Below are 18,372 nucleotides of genomic sequence, written 5' to 3' on the forward strand. Positions count from 1 at the left end.
CTGCTGGGTGGGGGACTGGGCGCGCTGATGATCGCTGCGGCGCCCGCAATGGCGATTGCCCAGGACGCGGGCGACGGCCTTCAGCTTGATGAGATTGTCGTCACGGCGCAAAAGCGTGCCGAACGTATCCAGGATGTTCCCATCAGCATCACCGCCCTGACTGGGGCCGACCTGGAAAAGCGCGGCCTGGTAGGGATGGGAGACTATCTTCTGGCGCAGCCGAGCGTCGTCATCCAGGACCGTGGCCCCGCGCGCAACCAGATCGTCATTCGCGGTATTTCCACCGTGGTGGGGTCCGAGAATCCGACGGTGGCGTTTTATATCGACGAGGTGCCCGTCAGTTCCGGCCTGGGCATCAACGCCAATGGCTTCCCCGATCTGCGTACCTTCGACGTAGGGCGGGTTGAGGTCTTGCGCGGGCCGCAGGGCACGCTGTATGGCGCGGGATCGATGGGTGGCACGGTGAAGGTGGTGCCGAACCGCGCCAAGATCGGCGAATGGCAAGTCAAGGCGGAATCCTCCCTGTCGTCGACGGCTGGTGGCGGCCTTGGCAATGAGGTCGCCGCCGCGGTCAACGCGCCGCTGGGCGACACGTTGGCCGTGCGTGTCGCCGGCTATCACTATCACGAGGCCGGCTTCATCAAGGACCGGTTTCCGGGCTCCCCCAATCCGTCGGCGCCTGTGGCCGCCCTGGGTGGGGCGTCGTGGGCGGATGTGGGCGTGTCCTCGTTCGGCATGCCGGCGCGGTCGGTGGATGACGCTAACGCGGCCAATGTGGATGGGGCCCGCGCCGGCGTCACCTTCCAGCCCACCGAAAAACTGGAGATCTTCCTCACCGCCCTGGCGCAGCGTTCCAAGGCCAATGGTCTGCCGGAAAATATGCCTACCCTGGGCACGTATACCCAGTCGCGTTTCCTGCCGGAAATGCTCAAGGATAACTATCAGCTTTACGATGCCCTCATCAATTATGACCTGGGGTTCGGCAGGCTGACCTCCGTCACGGCGTATGTGAACCGCAGCCAGGTGCAATATCGGGACGTCTCCGCCTCTTTCCTCGGGGCGCCCATATCCCTGGATGACGACAACGAGAACAAGAACTTCAGCCAGGAAATCCGGTTCTCGTCGGATGCCCTCAACCCATTCGGCATCCTGCTCGGCGGCTTTTATTCGCGTACGACCGCCCACGCGATTCAGGATGCCGCCTGGCATGGCACGGCCCAATCCCTGCCGGAGTTCACCTCGGTCTTGTTGGGAAGTCCGGTGGCGGCAGGCTCCTCGCTTTTCCACAAGAACGATCGCAACGTGGGTGAACAGCTTTCCGGCTTCGGTGAATTGTCCTACCGCCCCATTGAAAGCCTGAAGCTGTCCGCCGGCCTGCGTGTCGCGAACTACACGCTCACGACCGACGCGTTCCAGGACGGCGCCCTCAACGGCAACGTGGTGACGTCGTATTCGGCTCCGCACCGAGGAAACGGTGCCGACGCCCAGCTTCCAGGTGGAGTACAAGCCCGAAGAGGGCAGCCTTTACTACGCCCGCGCCGCCAAGGGCTTCCGGCTCGGCGCGCCCAACCAGCCGTTGCCAAGCACATGCGCGGCCGACCTCGCCGCCATCGGCCTTACGAGGGCGCCGTCGTCGGTCAACTCCGACTCCTTGTGGAGTTACGAGGCGGGAGTCAAGCGGACCTTGGCCGGCGGCAGCGCATCCTTGAACGCGTCGGCCTTCTACATCGACTGGACGGACATTCAGACCGGCTTCCTGCTGCCCAACTGCGGGTTCTCATTCGCCAGCAACGCCGGCGACGCCCGCAGCCGGGGCTTGGAAATGGACTTCTCCTGGCGGGTCACCAAGAGCCTGACCCTGAACACGTCAGGGTCCTTCACCGACGCCACCCTGCAAAGCGACTCCCCGCCCTCAACCGGGATAGGCGGGAAGAAGGGAGACCGGCTGCCCGGTATCCCGCGATGGAGCGTGCAGGGTGGGGCGCAGTACGATTTCCCGGTGGTGGACAGGTCCGCCTTCGCCAGGGTCGATGTCCGCTACATTTCCGGCTACCTCAACCGTTTCCCGGGGGCCTCGACGGAGGCGCAACCCGCCGGCAATTTCACCGTGGTCGACGCCCGTATCGGCATGGATGTGAGCAGCGGCCTGCAGGCGGAGATATTCGCCACCAATATTTTCAATACCAAGCAATTGCTGGAAGTGGATACGGAGCTGCCGGACCAGCGGCAGATATTGGGCCGGCCGCGTACGGTCGGGATCACCCTGCGCTACGACTACTGAAACACCGGAATTCACCATCCCTGTCTCGCCCGGACACCTCATCCGAAGTGTCCGGGTGTTCGCCCATGACGTACGGGGTTCCCCAATGACGACTATCATGGATCAGGCGGCGACACTGCCGTCGCAACTGGACGCGCTGTTCGCGCCCTGGAACCGGAGTGACTGCCCGGGTCTGGTGGTGGGGGTTCAGCGCGGCGGGCGTCCCATCTACCGGCGGGCGTTCGGCATGGCCAGCCTGGAAACGGCCTGCGCCAACACCATCACGACCCGGATGCGGATCGGTTCCACCAGCAAGCATTTCCTCGGGCTGCTGGTTCTGCTGTTGCAGGAGAGGGGGCTACTCCAGCTCGACAATCCGATCGGCATGTATCTGCCGGAGCTGGCGGGGACCAATGCCCTGCCAACGCTACGCCAGTTGCTGCAGCACCGTGGCGGAACGCGGTGCCACCTGGACCTCGGTTTTATCGGTCACGGAATGGTTGCCGCGCCAGAGGGCTGCGGCCTGCGGACGCTGCTGCGGCAGACCGGCGCCAATTTTCCCCCGGGGGAGGCGATGATCTATAACAATGGCGGCTACCATCTGGTCTCGCTGGCCGCGTCGCGCGTGACGGGGCAGCCGCTGGACGTGTTGTTCAAAAGCCATCTGTTCGATCCGCTGGGTATGTCATCCACAACGCTGGCGCCCAGCGATCATGTGATGATGCCGGGCATGGCCAGCATGCACCTGCCGCCGCTGGTGGATGGCCAGTGGCGGCGGGGCCTTTACCCGTCATTGGAAATCCTGGGCGAGGGCGGCATCGTTTCCACCGTAGACGACATGCTCGCCTGGGCCGCGCACCTACGTTCGCGGGACGCTTTCGGGGCGCCGGAAAGTTGGGGGCAGTTGCTTCAGTCCCAAGCGGACGGGGATGGCGCGTCCGGCTGGTACGGGCTGGGGCTGATGACCATCACCTACCGGGGAATGGCGATATGGCGGCATCCCGGCGGCGTGGTCGGTGGGGCGTCCGAATGCATTTCCGCCGTGGATGAGGATCTCGACATCATCATCCTCAGCAACGGTGCGCCGGGCGCGTCGCCAACGGCGCTCGCGGACCGCGTGATGGACATCGTCCTGGCGGACAAACTGGACCCGCCCGCGCCGCGCCCATTGTTGGAGGATTTCGCGGCCTGGTTGGGCGATTACGTCAGCGCCGACACAGGTTTCCTGTACAGCCTGGAACACCAGGACGGGGTCTTGTGCCTGCGGATCGCCAAATATGCCACGCCGGTGGCGCTGATCCTTGATGCGGATGGCAGCCTGGTGACCGGCCTCAGCGGCATCGGCACCATACGCCTGCGGTGCGAGTGGGCGGACGGGCAGCCTTCTATCAGCCTGCGCTTCGGGGGGCGCGAGGAATTGTTCCACCGCCTCCCCGCACCGGCGGCCGATGAAACGCCGGATTGGGCGGCGCTGGCCGGACAGTATGAAAGCGAAGAGAGCGGGCTTTCGGCCACGATCCAACCCCAGGGTGGCGCCGCCATCGTGCAGTTTCGGGACGCCTGGGGCGTGTCCGACTTCAAATTGACGGCCATTGGCCGATCCTGGCTGCACATGCGGCCCAGCTCCGACCCCGCAGCCTTCGGCGCGGTGCTGTGGTTTCCCCATGGCTGGTCGTCGGGCTTCGTGCTGCATTCCGCGCGCACGCGCCATCTGCCATTCGCGCGGGCGGGAAAGGCGGGACCGGAATGATGGGCATCTGTCAGCGCACTCTGAAACAAGGACTGCCGATGAAGGGTAATCGTGTGAAACGGCGCTGCATCACTTTGCTGCGCGGGGCCTTGCTGTCGATACTGGTATCGGCCACTCAGGCCCCCATGGCCTGGTCGCAGCCTGAGGCTCCGGCGCCGCAGGGTGGGCAGCCGGCCCGGGCCCTGACACAAGGGGACGCGGAGGCCTGGCTGGATGGGTTGCTGCCCTATGCCATCCAGCAGGGCGACATCGCCGGCGGTGTCGTCAGCATCGTGAAGGATGGGCAGCTGCTTCTGGCCAAAGGCTACGGCTATGCCGACACGAACAGCCGCACGCCCATGGCCGCCGACACCACCCTCATCCGGCCTGGTTCCATCTCCAAGCTGTTCGTATGGACGGCCGTCATGCAACTGGTGGAACAGCGCCGGCTGGACCTGGACGCGGACATCAACCGCTATCTGGATTTCCACATCCCCGACTATGACGGCCGGCCAATCACCATGCGGAACATCGTGACGCACAGGAGCGGCTTCGAGGATGTGCTGAAGGACATCATGGGGCGGTACCCGCCTCAGAGCCTGGAGCATTATGTGAAGACGCGGTTACCGCCGCGGATCTACGCGCCGGGCGCCGTCCCCGCCTATTCCAACTACGCCACGGCCCTGGCGGCCTATGTGGTTGAGCGTGTTTCCGGCCAGGGCTTCGCCGCCTATGCGGCCCAGCATATCCTGCGCCCCCTGGGCATGGATCACTCCACCTTCGACCAGCCGGTGCCGGCGGCCTGGCGCCCGAACCTGAGCCAGGGATACATCACGGCCAGCACGGCCCCCGGCTATTACGAATATATCGGACCTTCGCCCGCCGGCGCCTTGACATCGACCGCGACGGACTTGGCGAAGTTCATGCTGGCTCACCTTCAGCTGGGCCGGTTGGCGGACGGTCGCATCCTGACGGAAGAGTCGGCGAGCGCCATGCACGCGCTCCAGCCCAAAGTGTTCCCCGCCTTGAACGGGATGGCGACCGGCTTTTACGAGACGACCCGGAACGGCCATCGGTCCATTGCCCACAATGGCGGCACCCAGTTCTTCCACAGCGACCTTCACCTGCTGCTGGATGACGGGGTGGGGATCTTCATCTCGCTCAACAGTGCCGGGAACGACGAGGCCGCCACCAGGATCCACAATGCCCTGTTCAACGGCTTCATGGACCGATATTTCCCGGCGGCGCCCATGGCCCCGGCGTACGGTCCCGCCGTCGCGGATGCCCCGCCCGCAACGGTTCTCGATGATGCCAAGGCCTTGTCGGGATACTGGGGACTATCGGAACGGCACACGGCATCGTGGTTGAGCGTGGCAGACCTTCTGGCCCCCGTCGCCATTCACGACAACGGCGATGGCAGCGTCAGCTTTTCCATCCCTACGCGTAGCACGGCGCGCTGGCGCGAGATCGCCCCCAATCTCTGGCGATCGGACGACATGCGGGACAGGATGCAGGTTCTGCCGCAGGATGGACGCCCCGCCCTGCTGGGCTTTGATGTCGCGGCACCCATCGCCTTCCTGCCTGTTCCCTGGTGGCGTTCACCGGGTTGGATCGTGCCCGGCCTGGTGGGCGCGCTGGCCGTGCTATTGCTCCATGGCCTCGCGCTGCCGGCGGGTGCGCTGGCCCGGCGCGTTTATGGCCTGGAGAACAAGCCGAGTGCACAATGGTTGGACCACCGGGTCCCGAAGCTGTTGAGCCTGGCCCTGATCGCGGCCCTGGCGGGCTATCCCGTGTTGCTTTCCGTCCTGTCCGCCGATTTCACCTACTTCTCGGCCAGAACCGACGGCATCACCTACGTCCTGGAAGGCGTTACGCTGCTGCTGCTCTGTGGCGCCACGGGGCTGGCGATGCTTTCAACGATGGCGCAGTGGCGACGGCATTCCAGGGCGTGGCGTAAGGCGGGGGCGTTGGTTCTTCTGGCCGCCCTGGCCCAGGTATGGTGGGTCGCGATCGCTTTCCGGCTGATAAACTTCAATCTCCAGTATTGAAATCACCGAGCGGGTCACCGCCTGGCGGTGGCCCGCTCTTCCTTTGGTGTGATGCCGAAATGCCTTTTGTAGGCGACGCTGAAGTTGCAGGAGTAGTCGTAGCCGACCTCGAAGGCGATCTCCGTGACCGAGAGCTTGCCGGCGCGCAGCAGGCGCTGGCCTTCTTCCATGCGGCGGGCGCGGATGTACTCAAAGATGGTCATGCCGAAGACGGTGCGAAACGCCTGGGACAGCTTGGTCTCGTTCGTGCCGACATGCCTGGCCAGCTTCTGCATGGCCAGCGGTTCCCTGAAATAGGTGTCGATATGGTCGCGCGCCCGCTCCACCTTGGACAGCGTGCGCTCATCGACGGCCGGGTTGGGCGGTGTTCCGCCCCGGCTGATCTGCGACCAGAATTCACAAAGCAATTCCACGCCGCGCGCCTCGACATAGGCGTTGCGCATGGCGCCCTTGAAGGACATGGCCTCCAGCGCGCGCACGCTCATCACCATTTCGGGCGTCATCTTGCCGGTTTCGGCGTACCAGGTGGGTTCGCCCTGTTCCAAGTATCGTGACAACGGACTTGGCATGTCCGACGGGTGGACGCCAAAGCGTTCGCGCAGCATCTCGGGACGGCACAGCACCGTCACGGCGAAGCCTGGCCGTGGGGCGACGAAGCTCCTTTTTGTAATACCCCGGCCATGAAGGGCCGCCACGCAGGTCAGGTCGTCAACGGCCAGCCGCGACTGCCCCGGCACGGTATAAGACACCGTGCCGCGCAGCTGAAAGTGGAACTTTAACCAGTCCTGGCCGATCTCCTCATCGACGATTTCCACCGTTGGGTTGAATCGGGAAAGGCCAACTAAAAAATTCGGGCCAAAGGAAATGATTTCGGCATCCGGATCTTGCGGCGGACTATTGGGCGGAAGGCCCACATCAGCCCATTCCTGAAGCATGGTTCCCACATGATTGCTTGAGGATTAACGGGCTGAGAATACAGCAGACCGGGCAAGTTCTCCACAGCCAGATGTGGCGGTTACACTCTCATTCCGCGGGCAATCAGCCGCCCAGCCGCGCGATGGCCTCTATCTCCACCAGGGCGCCGGGGATGGCCAGCGCGGCCACCACGGTCGAGCGCGCGGGCTTGTGCTCGCCGAAGAAAGAGGCGTAGGCGTCGTTGAAGGCCGCGAAGGACGTCGCGTCCGTCAGCCATACCGTGGTCTTCGCGATGGCGTCGCGGTCGAGGCCGTGCCGGTGCAGCACGGCTTCAAGCCGGTCCAGGCAGCGGCGGGTCTGTTGGGCGACGTCGCCGGTCACCGCGCCCCGGTCGTCAAAGGCGATCTGGCCGGACAGGAGAAGCGAGCCACCCAGCGCCACGGCCGGGCTGAGATGTGGAGCCGTCATGGTGTTTCCATTAAGAATCAATAGCTTATGATTTCAGGCCTGACATCGTCGCGCCGGGGCCAATAGTCCAGGGACTTCACCTGGTAGGGGATATTGGCGAAGTCCGGTGTCAGGGCACCGGGCGCGGCGACATAGAGCACCCCCCCGTGGGCGATGGGGGCGAACAGGGCATGGAAGTGCTGGATCGACTTCACGACGATCAGGCGCTTGCGGGACAGGTCGATGCCCAGCTGTTCCAGGCAGACGGGATCGAACGCCTGGCTGCGCGCCGAGGTCAGGACCAGGTCCAGGTCGTGGGGCCCACCCACCCAGACAGTCGCGCCCAGGGGCCAGCGCAGGCCCAGGCCCGTCTGGTAGTGGTCGGGGATGACCTGCCTGACCTGTACGCGCAGGTCCACCGGCGCGCCCGACGCCGGGCCGGTTTTGCCGCCGATGCGCATGTCCAGGGTGGCGCCGACACCGGCATCGGACAGAACCCGGACGGCTTCCGGGTCATAAAAGAACGCGATCAACGCCCCTTCCAGTCCCCGGTCCAGGATGCGCCGCAGCACGAAGGTGCTGTCGGACGGGGCGCCGCCGCCGGGGTTGTCGGCGCCATCCGCGGCGACGATGGGGAAGACGTCGCTCCGCGTCACCTCATCCAGCACCTGGTCGATCGACAGCAGCGGCTGGACCGTGTCTTTCCGTATCTGGAAAAACCTGTTGGCCAGGTCCAGCGCCAGCTGTTCACCCAGGGCGGGGCGGCCGTCGGTGATGACCCAGAGCTTGGCGCCCGCCTCGGCCACGTCCCCCCAGGGGAAGCCATGACCCAGGGAGACGCTCAGGACCTCTTTGCCATCCTGGCACGCTTCCATGCTGCGTACGAATGAGGCCATCGGCTCGCGGGTGGTGTGCCAGAGGCCGACCATGTGGCAATCGGCGACCGAGATCACCGGCTTTATTCGCCCCGCCGCCGTGGCCAGGGTCAGTTCCAGCACTTCCCGCGCCCGGTCCGCTATGTCGGTGTGGGGATAGTGCTTGTAGGCGACGATGATGTCGGCAGCCCGCAGCATCCGGGTGGTGAGGTGGCAATGAAGGTCCAACTCGACCCCGATCGCCACCGATGGCCCCACCGCCCTGCGGACTTCCTCAAGCAAGTCGCCCTCACAGTCGTCATAGCCCTCTGCGGACATGGCGCCGTGCAGGTTGAGCAGGATGGCGTCCAGGGGGGGCGCCGCCGCGATCGCCCGCAGCACCTCGGCCCGGAAGCCCTCATAGACCGCCTTCAGCGTGCGTCCGCCCGGCTGCGCCTGCGCCGCCAGCCCTTCGACCACCTCATGTCCCTGGGCTTCGGCGAGGCGGCGCCAAAGCGCCAGGGTTCCAAAGACTCCGTCAGGGGCGACACGGCTGGCGTCGCCCTGGTATATGCCCATTTCCTCGTAAGCCCGACGCCCGCTCGGGATGGGCGCGAAGGTGTTCGTCTCGGTCACCAGTTGGGTGGTGAATATCCGCATGGTCGTATCGCCTCGTGTTTTGTCCGCTGGTGTCAGTACGGGACGGCCGCCGAGATCAGCCGGTCCGGCCGCAGCGCCGCCATATCGACCCCGTGATCCGCGATCTGTCCTGGAATGGCGCCGTCCAGCAGCAGTGCCGCCGCCGCTTGGCTCAGCGCCGGCGCGGTCTGGATGCCGTAGCCGCCCTGGCCGGCCAGCCAGAAGAAGCCGTCGCTCCTGGGATCGAAGCCGACCACGGGCACCCTGTCCGGCGCGAAGCTGCGCAGTCCCGCCCATTTGTGCAGGACCCGCCTGACCCTCAGGCTGGTGGCCTGTTCAACACGGTCCACGGCGATGGCGACGTCCATTTCATCCGGTTGCGCGTCATAGGGTTCGACCGGATGTTCGTCCGCCGGCGACAGCAGCAGGTGGCCCCCGTCCGGCTTGAAGTAGAACGCCTCGTCAATGTCGATGACGCAGGGCCAGGGCGCGACGTTGACACCCTCCGGGGATGGAACCAGCAACGCCGTGCGCTGCAGGGGCTGGATGCCCAGCGGCGCCAGCCCGGCCTGCGCCGCCAGGCTGTCCGCCCACGCGCCGGCGGCGTTGACGATGACCGGTGCCTGATAGCGGCCCTGTTCCGTGGCGACCCGCCAAAGCCCGTCCCTCCGATCGAAGTCGACCACCGCGCTGTCCGTCCGCACCACGCCGCCGAGCGCCCGGCAGCGGCGTATGAAGGCCTGTAACAAGGCGTTCACCTCCAGATCCTGCGCGCCGGGCTCCCACAGGGCGGCGGTCACATGATCCGGCTTCAGGATGGGGCAGCGGCTCAATGCCTCATCGCGGCTCAGCAGCGTCGCGGCCGACCGCATCAGTGGATTCCGCGCGGCCGCCAGCAGCTTCCCCTCCTGTGCCGCCGACGCGACGTAAAGGCAGCCGCGCGGCAGGAGGGGGGAGGCGATGTTGAAGGCGTCCGGCGGATTGCTCAGGAAGGCGTTGCTTGCCCGGGACAGTGCGCGGATGGGGTCGGCGCCATAGGTTTCCGAGAAAAGGGCCGCCGACCGGCCCGTCGCATGCATGCCTGTGTGCGCCTCCTTTTCCAGGACCAGCACACGGGCGCGCTCCGCAAGGAAAGCGGCGATGCCGCACCCGGCGATACCCCCGCCGACGACGATGATGTCGAACAATTCGTCCATGACGATCCCCACCCTCACTTTCTGTCCGCCGGTTCTTATGTCCGGCGCCGGATCCCGCAGGCGAGAGTGGAGGGGCCGCTCGCCACCGGCAAGACGTCCGCCCCGCGCCGGGACAAGGTTGTGCGTCACGCAAAAAGGTCAGACGGGGACGCAAAAGTAGGCCGGTCTTGGGAAGGCTCAGATGCGTTTGGCGCGAGGTCCATCGCGACACGACAGCCGGCCATGACAGGGGCGGCGGCGACTCCGCCAGCCGGTGTCATGACCGGCGCTGATGACTGAGGGGTGTGTTCTTCCCATGGTGAATCTTGAACATGAAGCGATGCAAACCGACTGGCGTGGGCGCGCCGCCGCGCTGAGCTGGGACGGCCGTCCACTGATCGGCGGCACGCGCCGTGAAGGGACGGGGGCGATGGCCGTCCGGTCGCCCGTTCATGGCGGTCTCTTGTACGAGGCGGCGCTGTGCTCGGCCGATATGGTCGACCAGGCGGTTGTGGATGCCCACCGCGCCTGCGAGCGGGGCGTATGGAGCGACTTCAGCCCTCGCGCCCGAGGCATGATCTTGCTGCGCCTGGCCGAACTTATCGTGGAAAACCACGAAGAATTGGCGTTGCGCGACACCCTGGAGATGGGGAAGCCCATCGCCTCCGCCCTGGTCGACATCCGTGATCTGGCGCCGACCTTGTGCCGGCACTATGCGGAGGCGGCGGACAAGATTTATGGAGACGTGGCCGGCAGCGATGCGGCCAGCTTGGCCTTCAGCCTGCGTGAGCCCCGGGGGGTCGTGGCAGCCATCGCGCCGTGGAACTATCCGCTGCCGAACGCGGTCATCAAGGTCATGCCGGCGCTGGCGGCGGGCAATTGCGTCGTGCTCAAGCCCTCGGAACTGACGCCCGGGTCGGCCCTGCGGTTAGGCGAGCTGGCGCTGGAGGCCGGTGTTCCGCCGGGGGTCCTGAACGTCATACCGGGCGACGGTGTCACCACGGGGGCGGCCCTGGCGCGGCATCCCCTGGTCGACATGGTGACCTTCACCGGCTCGACCCAGGCGGGCCGGGCGATCATGGCCACGGCGTCGCAAAGCCGCATCCGGCCGGTCATTCTCGAATGCGGCGGCAAATCCCCCCAGATTGTCTTCGCAGACGCCCCCGCATCCGATCTGGTCGCCCCGCGCATCCTGGGAGAGGCGTTCGCCAATCAAGGCCAGCTCTGCGTCGCCCGGTCCCGCCTGCTGGTCCATGCATCACGCAAGGCCGATCTGATGGCGGCATTGGAGCGGGAGGTTCGGCAGTACGCGGTGGGTGATCCCCTGGAACCGACCACGACTTTTGGGCCATTGGCCGGGCAGCGCCAGTGTGAGCGTGTCCTGGGCCATATCGCCGGTGCCCTGCGCGACGGCGCCCGCATGGTGGCCGGCGGCCCCGTCGATCGCCCTTGCGGCGTGGCCCCCACCATCCTCGATGACGTGTCGCAGGCGATGGCCATCGTCCGGGACGAGGTGTTCGGCCCGGTGCTGACGGTCCAATCCTTCGAGAGTACGGAAGAGGCCGTCGGCTTGGCCAACGGTACCAGTTACGGCCTGGCCGCCACGGTCTGGACCGCGCACTATCCCACGGCCCAAACCCTGGTTCGCCGGCTCAAGACGGGGCACATCACCGTCAACGGCACAGTTGAGCCTTATGAGGGCCCGGGCATGTCCCTGGCCGGAGAGCCGCGCGGCGATTCAGGATTCGGCAGCGAAACCGGCCTGGACAGCCTGCGCAGCTATACGGCGATCAAGGGGGTGGTGCTGGCGGGTGGGCCCTGCCGCTCAGCGGATCGCTGACCGCCGCCGCACCACCATGGCGGTGCTGACGACGACGATGGCGAAGCCGCAGAGATAGGCGCCGTCCACCCGCCCCCCACTGATGAACAACGCGCCAAGCAAGGGGCCCAGGGCCTGGCCGCCACTCTGCATGGCGGCCAGGCCCTCGATGCCACGGCCGCTGGCATCCCGGTCGACCAGGGCCGCGACCTGCAGGGGTCCCAGGATGGTGATGCACATTTGAACCAGGAAGAACGCGGCGGTGAACACCAGCGCGCCGGGCACCCACAACATGACGGCGACCGCCAGACATTGCAGTCCCGCGGCGGCCACCATCATCAGGCGGCGGTGTTCCGGTGTGGTCGCCAGCATGGCGATGAGCGAGCCCGGCAGGGCCCCCAGGTTGCCGACCGCCAGCGCCGTGCTGACCGCTTCGATCGACAGCCCCTGCTGCGTGCTGAGTTGCCCGGCGTAGTTGGAGATGATGGCGGCGGCGGCGAAATAGATGAAGATGCCGCCCAGGATCAGTGAAACGGGCCGCATCTCGGCAAGCGTGGGCAAGCTGTGCGCCTGGCCGCTTCGGCCCGGCAGCAGCATCGCCGCGGGCAAGGACAGGATCGCGATGGCCACCACGGCCAACAGCACTGGACGGGGGCCGCCGGCGGCCAGCAATTGCCCGGCGCCCGCCAGTGCGGCGCCCGCCAGCAGAAGCTGGAGCACCTGGACCGCACTGATCAGCCGGGCCGGCCGCTGGCTGGCCGAGACGATGGGAATGGCGCTGCTCAGCACCAGGCCCGTTCCCACGCCGGCCACCAGGCGGGTCGTCAACAGCAACAGAGAGGTGTCGGCGAAGGCGGCGGCGATGTTGGCGGTGGCGACCACCACCAGGCCCCCGATGACACCGCCGCGGCACCCCGTGCGCCCCAGCCAGAGCGGCGCGCTGATCGACGCCAGGCAGGCCCCGGCCAAGTCGGCCGACGCCAGGAGCCCCATCGCGCTGGCGTCCAGCGCGTAGCTTTGCTGGTACACCGGCAGCAGCAGGGGAACCAGAATCGCCGCGAGGGGCGCGACGCTGCACAGCCACACCAGCGCCATGGAGGGGCCGACACCCGATCCTTGCTTGTTCACCTATTAAGCCTCCCATCGCGGAACTTCAGCCAACCAGGCTAGCAGTTAGTTTCGCCGCCGGCATTTGGGGGAGGGGGGCAGTTCTTTGCGTGCGCCCATTCCCTTTTGCCGCCATGGCCTCCCCCTCGGTAAGGTGGCACGCAATCCTTTATCTGCCCTGATCAAAAGACGGCGACCGCCGTACGGGCACGATGGGGCCGTTGTTTCCTTTGGCGGTCTGGTGCTTCATGACATTGGTGGAAGAGAGCTTTGACTACGTGATCGTTGGCGCCGGTTCGGCGGGATGTGTGCTGGCCGATCGATTGAGCGTCGATGGCGCGTCGGTTCTGTTGTTGGAAGCGGGGGGCCGCGACCGCTCACCTTTCATCCACATCCCGGCGGGCGAGGCGATGCTGTTTTCCGCGCTGGGGAAATGGTTTGGTGCCGGCGACGTCAACTGGGCGTATCCCGCTGAACCGGACCCCTCCCGCAACGGCCTGAGGGACATCTGGTCGGCAGGCAAGATCTTGGGGGGCGGCAGTTCCATCAACGGCATGATGTGGGTCCGGGGCAATCCCGGCGACTTTGACGCCTGGGCCCGGATGGGGTGCCGGGGGTGGTCGTATGCGGAGGTGCTGCCTTATTTCAAGAGCGCCGAGACGAACGAGGGCGGGGCGTCGGAAACCCGCGGCGGAATGGGTCCCCAACCCGCTTCCGCCTTGCGCTTGAAGCACAAGTTGACCGACCGCTTCATCCAGGCGGCGATGGCCTTGGGTCATCCCTACAATCCTGACCAGAATGGCGTGGCGCAAGAGGGGGTGGGGCCTTGCCAGGCGTCGCAGAAGGCCGGCCTCCGCTACAGTTCCGCCCGCTCGTTCCTGAAGCCCGTCCTCAAGCGCCCCAATCTGTTCGTCCGCACCAAGGCGCGGGTGCTGCGGATCGAGACGGAGGGGGGCGGGCGACCAGGGTGAGGTACCGGTGGGAAGGCCAGGAATACGGGGCGCGGGCGCACCGGGAAATCATCGTCAGCGCTGGGGCGATAGGCTCCCCCAAGCTTCTGATGCTGTCCGGCATCGGACCCGCCGATCACCTGCGCGGCATGGGCATCGACGTGGTGCGGGATTCCCCGGGCGTCGGTGGAAACCTTCAGGAACACCCCTGCGTCATGATCACGCGCGGTTCCAAAGTCTCCACGCTCAACACCGAGACGGCGTGGTGGAAGGCGCTGTTCCATGGCGCCCGCTTCCTGCTGACGCGCCGGGGGCCGCTGACCAGCCCCGTGGGGCATGCCCAGACCTTCTTCCGGACGCGCGATGACCATGCCCTGCCGACCATCCAGGCGATTTTGGTTCCGGCCGCCTACCAGATGGAAACCCTGCAGGACGGCCTGCGCCTTCATCCGAAACCGGCCATGAGTTTGGCGACGTGCCTGCTTCACCCCCGCCAGCGGGGGCGCATCACCTTGCGGTCGTCCGATCCGATGGATCATCCCGTCATCGAACACCAATTGCTGGGGGATGACCAGGATGTCGCCGATCTGGTGGCCGGCTGCCGGGAAGCGATGCGGATACTGGACACGCCGCCCCTGGCAGACGTGCTGACCGGGATGATCGCGCCCGCCGCCAAGCCCGAAACCGATGCCGATTGGACGGCCTATTTACGTTCGGCCGCGTTCCGCGGAGACCATCCGGTCAGTACCTGCCGCATGGGGGAGGATGCGGACGCGGTGGTCGACTCACGGCTGCGGGTGAGGGGGCTCGAAGGGTTGCGGGTCGTCGATGCATCCATCATGCCGATGGTCACGTCCGGCAATACCAACGCCGTCGTCATCATGATCGCCGAAAAGGCCGCCGCCATGATCAAGGACGATCACCGCCGTTAGGCGCCGAAGCCAACCTTGTAATTCCTTCGCCGGGGACGGCGTCACGTCCGTACCCGGCATTGGCAGCATCAACGCGACGGCACTGGTGGCGGCCGTAGGTGATGGCCGTGCGTTTGCGCGCGGCCTGGCTGGGGCTGGCGCCCCAAGCTGCTCGGCATCCCACCGTGGTGGCGGCGCTCACCAATAAACTGGCGCGCATCGCCTGGCCGTCCTGACGGGTGGACAGGGCGTCGATGCGGCGCATGCCGTGGCGGCATGAGGGGGTGGGCCATACGTTTACATTCCGCCCGCGTCCATGACGCATGTCCGTATCGGGGTGCTAGCGCCCCCGGAGGAGCGCCGCGAGGTCCAGATCGAACCGCAAGCCGATGACGAAAGCGTCCGGAGCGTCGCGCAGGCGGGCGGGGTTGCTGAACTGGTCTGGATGGATGACATATTGCAGGTTGGGCTGGATGCGAACGGCGCGGTCCAGTTGCACGCCATAGCTCAACTCCATCATGATCTGGTCATCCGCCGGCGTGCCGCGGCCGCCAGCCGCCGCGCGGGCCAGGCGTAGCGCCTCCAGGGCGTCGTGGCTGTACTTCTGCTGGTTCACGACGAAACCGATGGTATCGTCGTCGCGCCCAGCGAAGGTGCCGCGTTGGACCAAGCCCAATTCCAGGAAATGGTCTTCGATCAGCCGGCCACTCACGCCCGTCATCGCCACGCCGAACAAGGTCAAGCCCCGCTGCGACGTGTCGTCGGGGCGCAGCACCATCTGTTCGAAACGGAAGAACACGCCTGATCGGCCGTTCAGGGTGGCGTTGGGCTGGCCGCTGACCACGGCGGCGCGTCCGCTCGCGTCGCGGAGCGGGTCGGTATAATCGGCGCCATCGTACCAGCCGCCGACTTCGTATTTGCGGGGCAGGCGGTCGTTGTCAAACGTCGTCTGATACCCCAGCGCCATCGGCGCGATGGCGCCTGTGGCGGTGGCCGTGCCCCAATCGAAGCCATGCTCGGTGCTGGACTGGTGGCTGGGGTTCACTTCGTAGGCGCCGACATGCAGATAGACCGTCGGTGTCAGCCAGGCGGTGGCGTGGGCACCCCAGCTGGATACCGGCCACCAGGTGAAGCTGCTGGTTTTGAAGACGAAGGTGGGGTTGCCGCAGGCGGAGTTGATCTGGAAATTGGCGCAGAGCGACGACCCGAGGAAACTGATGTTGGCCACCGTGCGCCCACCCTCCACCACCAGGCGGCCGTCCAGCAGGGACTGTTCCACCGTGAAGCGGGCCAGGCGCGTGTTCTGCGCGCCATAAATCTCCTGCAGCGAGGTGGTGCTGCCCAGATACTGGGCCGCCAGGTTGCTGCCGTGGCGGTTCACCGCGGCGACATGCAAGGTGCTCCCGCCCCAGTCCAGGGCGTTGTTCAGGTTCACGTCCGCGCCCAGCAGGATTTGGCCGGCATAGGCCGCCCCCTGGCGCATGCCGCCGCTGGGATTGGCTGCCGCCTCGCCCGTGTAGCTGGCCAGCCAGTCGATGGTCTCGCCCGTGCCTGGTTCGGCGGCCAGGGCGGCACCGGACAGCATCATGGCCAGGACGGCCATTGGAAACGTTTCCACAACAGGGCGCAAAAATGGGGCCGGCACCGAAGGTGCGATGTGACGCATGATCATCCCTCCCTGGGTTCTTCTGGGCACGGCCTTGTGGCGGCCATGTTGATTGGGTGGTCCCGGCCTTCAGACCGGGCGCTTCAGGACGCGCAGGGCGACGGCCGTGACCCCGGCGCCGATGGCCAGCGCCGCGACATAGCCGCCGACATGACTGACGGCGTTGGGGATGGGCAGCACGAACACGCCACCGTGGGGCACCCGCAGTTCCGCGCCGATGGCCATGGAAATGGCGCCCGCTACGGCGGACCCCGCCACCAGGGCCGGGATGACCCGCAGCGGATCGCGGGCGGCGAAGGGGATGGCCCCCTCGGTCACAAAGGCCAGGCCCAGCACCGCCGCCGCGCCGCGCGTCTCCCGTTCCTCCGCCGTGAAGCGGTTGGCGAACACGTGGGCGGCCAAGGCCAGGCCCAAGGGCGGGGTCATGCCGGCGACCATGGCCGCCGCCATCGGGGTGTAGACCTGGCTGGCGATCAGGCCCGTGGAAAAGGCGTAGGCCGCCTTATTGATGGGGCCGCCCATGTCGAAGGCCATCATGCCGCCGATCAGGACGCCCAGCAGGATGGCGCTGCTGCCCTGCATGCCCTTCAGCCAGGTGGTCAGGGCGGCCAGCGCGCCGGCCGTCGGCCCGCCCACGACGTAGATCATCAGCAGGCCCGTCAGCAAGGTGCCCAGCAAGGGCAGGATCAGCACCGGCTTCAGGCCCTCCAGGGTCCGGGGCAGGCGGATATGGCGGTTCAGGAAGGCGGTGCCGTAGCCGGCGATGAACCCGGCCAGGATGCCCCCCAGAAAGCCCGCCTGAAGATTGGCCGCCACCATGCCACCGATCATGCCGGGCGCGATGCCCGGCCGGTCGGCGACGGAATGGGCGATGTAGCCCGCCAGCACGGGCACGATCAGCACGAACGCCCCTTTGGCCCCAACCTGGAACAGGGCGTAGGCCAGCGTGCCCTTGTGGGCGTCGTCATAGGCGTAGATGCCGCCCAGCGCGAAGGCCAGCGCGATCAACAGGCCCCCCGCCACCACGAACGGCAGCATGAAGGAAACACCGGTCATGAGATGCTTATAGGGACCCGTGCGCACGCCGCGCCCGGCCTTCGCCCCGGCAGCGGCTTGCGGCGAAGCGCCTGCGACCCGCCCCGCGTCCGGCGCGCCGTCTTCCGCCTCGGCCAGGGGCGTCGCTTCCGCCAGGGCCCGCTGGATAAGGCCGGCGCCATCGGAGATCGCGGGTTTGGTCGCCGACTGGAACACGCGCTTGCCGGCGAAGCGGCCCAGATCCACTTGGCGGTCCGCGGCGATGATGACGATGTCGGCGGCGGCGATCTCGTCATCCGTCAGGCCGTCGCGGGCCCCGACCGATCCTTGCGTCTCCACGCGGATGATGTGCCCCAGTGTCTTGGCGCCTTGCTGCAGGCCCTCGGCCGCCATGAAGGTGTGGGCGATGCCCGTCGGGCAGGAGGTGATGGCCACGATGTGTCGTGGACCCTCGGCTTTCGACAGTGCCGCGGCCTGGTCCCGCTTGACCCGAGGCGGCTTGGCCGATTCCGGTTCAGCCAGGACCAGCGCGTCCAAGGCCGCGGCGGGATCGGCCAGGACGGCCTCGATGCTGGCGCTGTGGTGGGGCAGCGCTCCGAAGCGGTCAGCGTCCAGGATGCCCGATCCCACCAGGAGGACGGCGTGTGCGTCCTGGATCTGTGCCGGTTCCAACGCGCCCAGGACGCCCTGCCCGGTGCGCACCTCCACGGCGATGGTATGGCCCCCGCCGGTGGCGGCCCTGCGCAGGGCCTCGGCCGCCAGCAGGGCATGGATGGTCATTTCACCGGCGCCGATTACAGCCAACAGTGCGGACATG

The 18,372-nt window shown here is 66.7% G+C and carries 13 protein-coding genes and 1 pseudogene; 7 read left to right on the forward strand and 7 right to left on the reverse strand.

Translation table 11 applies throughout. The features are described 5' to 3' along the window. Window positions 1-48: 48 nt before the first annotated feature. From UAA55_RS31330 to UAA55_RS14830, 4 genes and pseudogenes are all read left to right on the forward strand, one after another. Window positions 49-450, forward strand: a pseudogene (locus UAA55_RS31330) (TonB-dependent receptor plug domain-containing protein); the annotation flags it as partial. Between the two features lie 1,045 nt (window positions 451-1,495). Beyond that, entirely contained in the window at window positions 1,496-2,281 is a 786-nt protein-coding gene (locus UAA55_RS31335; protein WP_416235208.1) for a TonB-dependent receptor domain-containing protein, read from the forward strand. A 97-nt stretch (window positions 2,282-2,378) separates the two neighbouring features. Beyond that, window positions 2,379-4,010 carry a serine hydrolase domain-containing protein gene (locus UAA55_RS14825; protein WP_322953660.1) on the forward strand — a complete coding sequence of 544 codons (1,632 nt, stop codon included), beginning with the start codon at window positions 2,379-2,381 and terminating at the stop codon, window positions 4,008-4,010. 38 nt (window positions 4,011-4,048) lie between these two features. Continuing rightward, on the forward strand, window positions 4,049-6,037 hold the full coding sequence (locus tag UAA55_RS14830) for a serine hydrolase domain-containing protein (protein ID WP_322953661.1): 1,989 nt from the start codon (window positions 4,049-4,051) through the stop codon (window positions 6,035-6,037). A 14-nt stretch (window positions 6,038-6,051) separates the two neighbouring features. Here UAA55_RS14830 and UAA55_RS14835 read toward each other — a convergent pair whose 3' ends face one another. The 4 genes from UAA55_RS14835 to UAA55_RS14850 form a co-directional block, all read right to left on the reverse strand. Further along, complete coding sequence (locus UAA55_RS14835; protein WP_322953662.1) at window positions 6,052-6,852, reverse strand: helix-turn-helix transcriptional regulator; 801 nt, start codon at window positions 6,850-6,852, stop codon at window positions 6,052-6,054. A 223-nt stretch (window positions 6,853-7,075) separates the two neighbouring features. Continuing rightward, the gene (locus tag UAA55_RS14840) at window positions 7,076-7,420 is read right to left on the reverse strand and encodes a RidA family protein (protein WP_322953663.1); all 345 of its coding nucleotides are present in this window, start codon (window positions 7,418-7,420) and stop codon (window positions 7,076-7,078) included. Window positions 7,421-7,437: 17 nt separating this feature from the next. After that, complete coding sequence (locus UAA55_RS14845) at window positions 7,438-8,913, reverse strand: M81 family metallopeptidase (RefSeq protein ID WP_322953664.1); 1,476 nt, start codon at window positions 8,911-8,913, stop codon at window positions 7,438-7,440. A gap of 32 nt (window positions 8,914-8,945) precedes the next feature. Then, on the reverse strand, window positions 8,946-10,088 hold the full coding sequence (locus tag UAA55_RS14850) for an NAD(P)/FAD-dependent oxidoreductase (RefSeq protein WP_322953665.1): 1,143 nt from the start codon (window positions 10,086-10,088) through the stop codon (window positions 8,946-8,948). A gap of 295 nt (window positions 10,089-10,383) precedes the next feature. Here UAA55_RS14850 and UAA55_RS14855 point away from each other — a divergent pair, with 295 nt between their 5' ends. Then, window positions 10,384-11,907, forward strand: coding sequence for an aldehyde dehydrogenase family protein (locus UAA55_RS14855; RefSeq protein ID WP_322953666.1), 1,524 nt, complete (start codon window positions 10,384-10,386; stop codon window positions 11,905-11,907). Here UAA55_RS14855 and UAA55_RS14860 read toward each other — a convergent pair. Next, on the reverse strand, window positions 11,893-13,014 hold the full coding sequence (locus UAA55_RS14860) for an MFS transporter (protein WP_322953668.1): 1,122 nt from the start codon (window positions 13,012-13,014) through the stop codon (window positions 11,893-11,895). The two genes, UAA55_RS14855 and UAA55_RS14860, sit on opposite strands and share 15 nt — an antisense overlap. Window positions 13,015-13,241: 227 nt before the next feature. On the opposite strand from UAA55_RS14860, the gene UAA55_RS14865 reads away from it, so the two are divergent. Next, on the forward strand, window positions 13,242-13,964 hold the full coding sequence (locus tag UAA55_RS14865) for a GMC family oxidoreductase (RefSeq protein WP_322953669.1): 723 nt from the start codon (window positions 13,242-13,244) through the stop codon (window positions 13,962-13,964). After that, entirely contained in the window at window positions 13,961-14,875 is a 915-nt protein-coding gene (locus tag UAA55_RS14870; protein ID WP_322953671.1) for a GMC family oxidoreductase, read from the forward strand. The genes UAA55_RS14865 and UAA55_RS14870 overlap by 4 nt, the downstream gene beginning before the upstream one ends. A 319-nt stretch (window positions 14,876-15,194) precedes the next feature. Here UAA55_RS14870 and UAA55_RS14880 read toward each other — a convergent pair whose 3' ends face one another. Together UAA55_RS14880 and UAA55_RS14885 are read right to left on the reverse strand one after the other, a co-directional pair. Next, entirely contained in the window at window positions 15,195-16,457 is a 1,263-nt protein-coding gene (locus tag UAA55_RS14880; RefSeq protein ID WP_322953672.1) for a carbohydrate porin, read from the reverse strand. A 132-nt stretch (window positions 16,458-16,589) separates the two neighbouring features. Beyond that, on the reverse strand, window positions 16,590-18,371 hold the full coding sequence (locus tag UAA55_RS14885; protein ID WP_322953674.1) for a fructose-specific PTS transporter subunit EIIC: 1,782 nt from the start codon (window positions 18,369-18,371) through the stop codon (window positions 16,590-16,592). Window position 18,372: the final 1 nt, after the last annotated feature.

The sequence above is a fragment of the Nitrospirillum guanabarense genome (assembly GCF_034653355.1).
Lineage (GTDB): Bacteria > Pseudomonadota > Alphaproteobacteria > Azospirillales > Azospirillaceae > Nitrospirillum.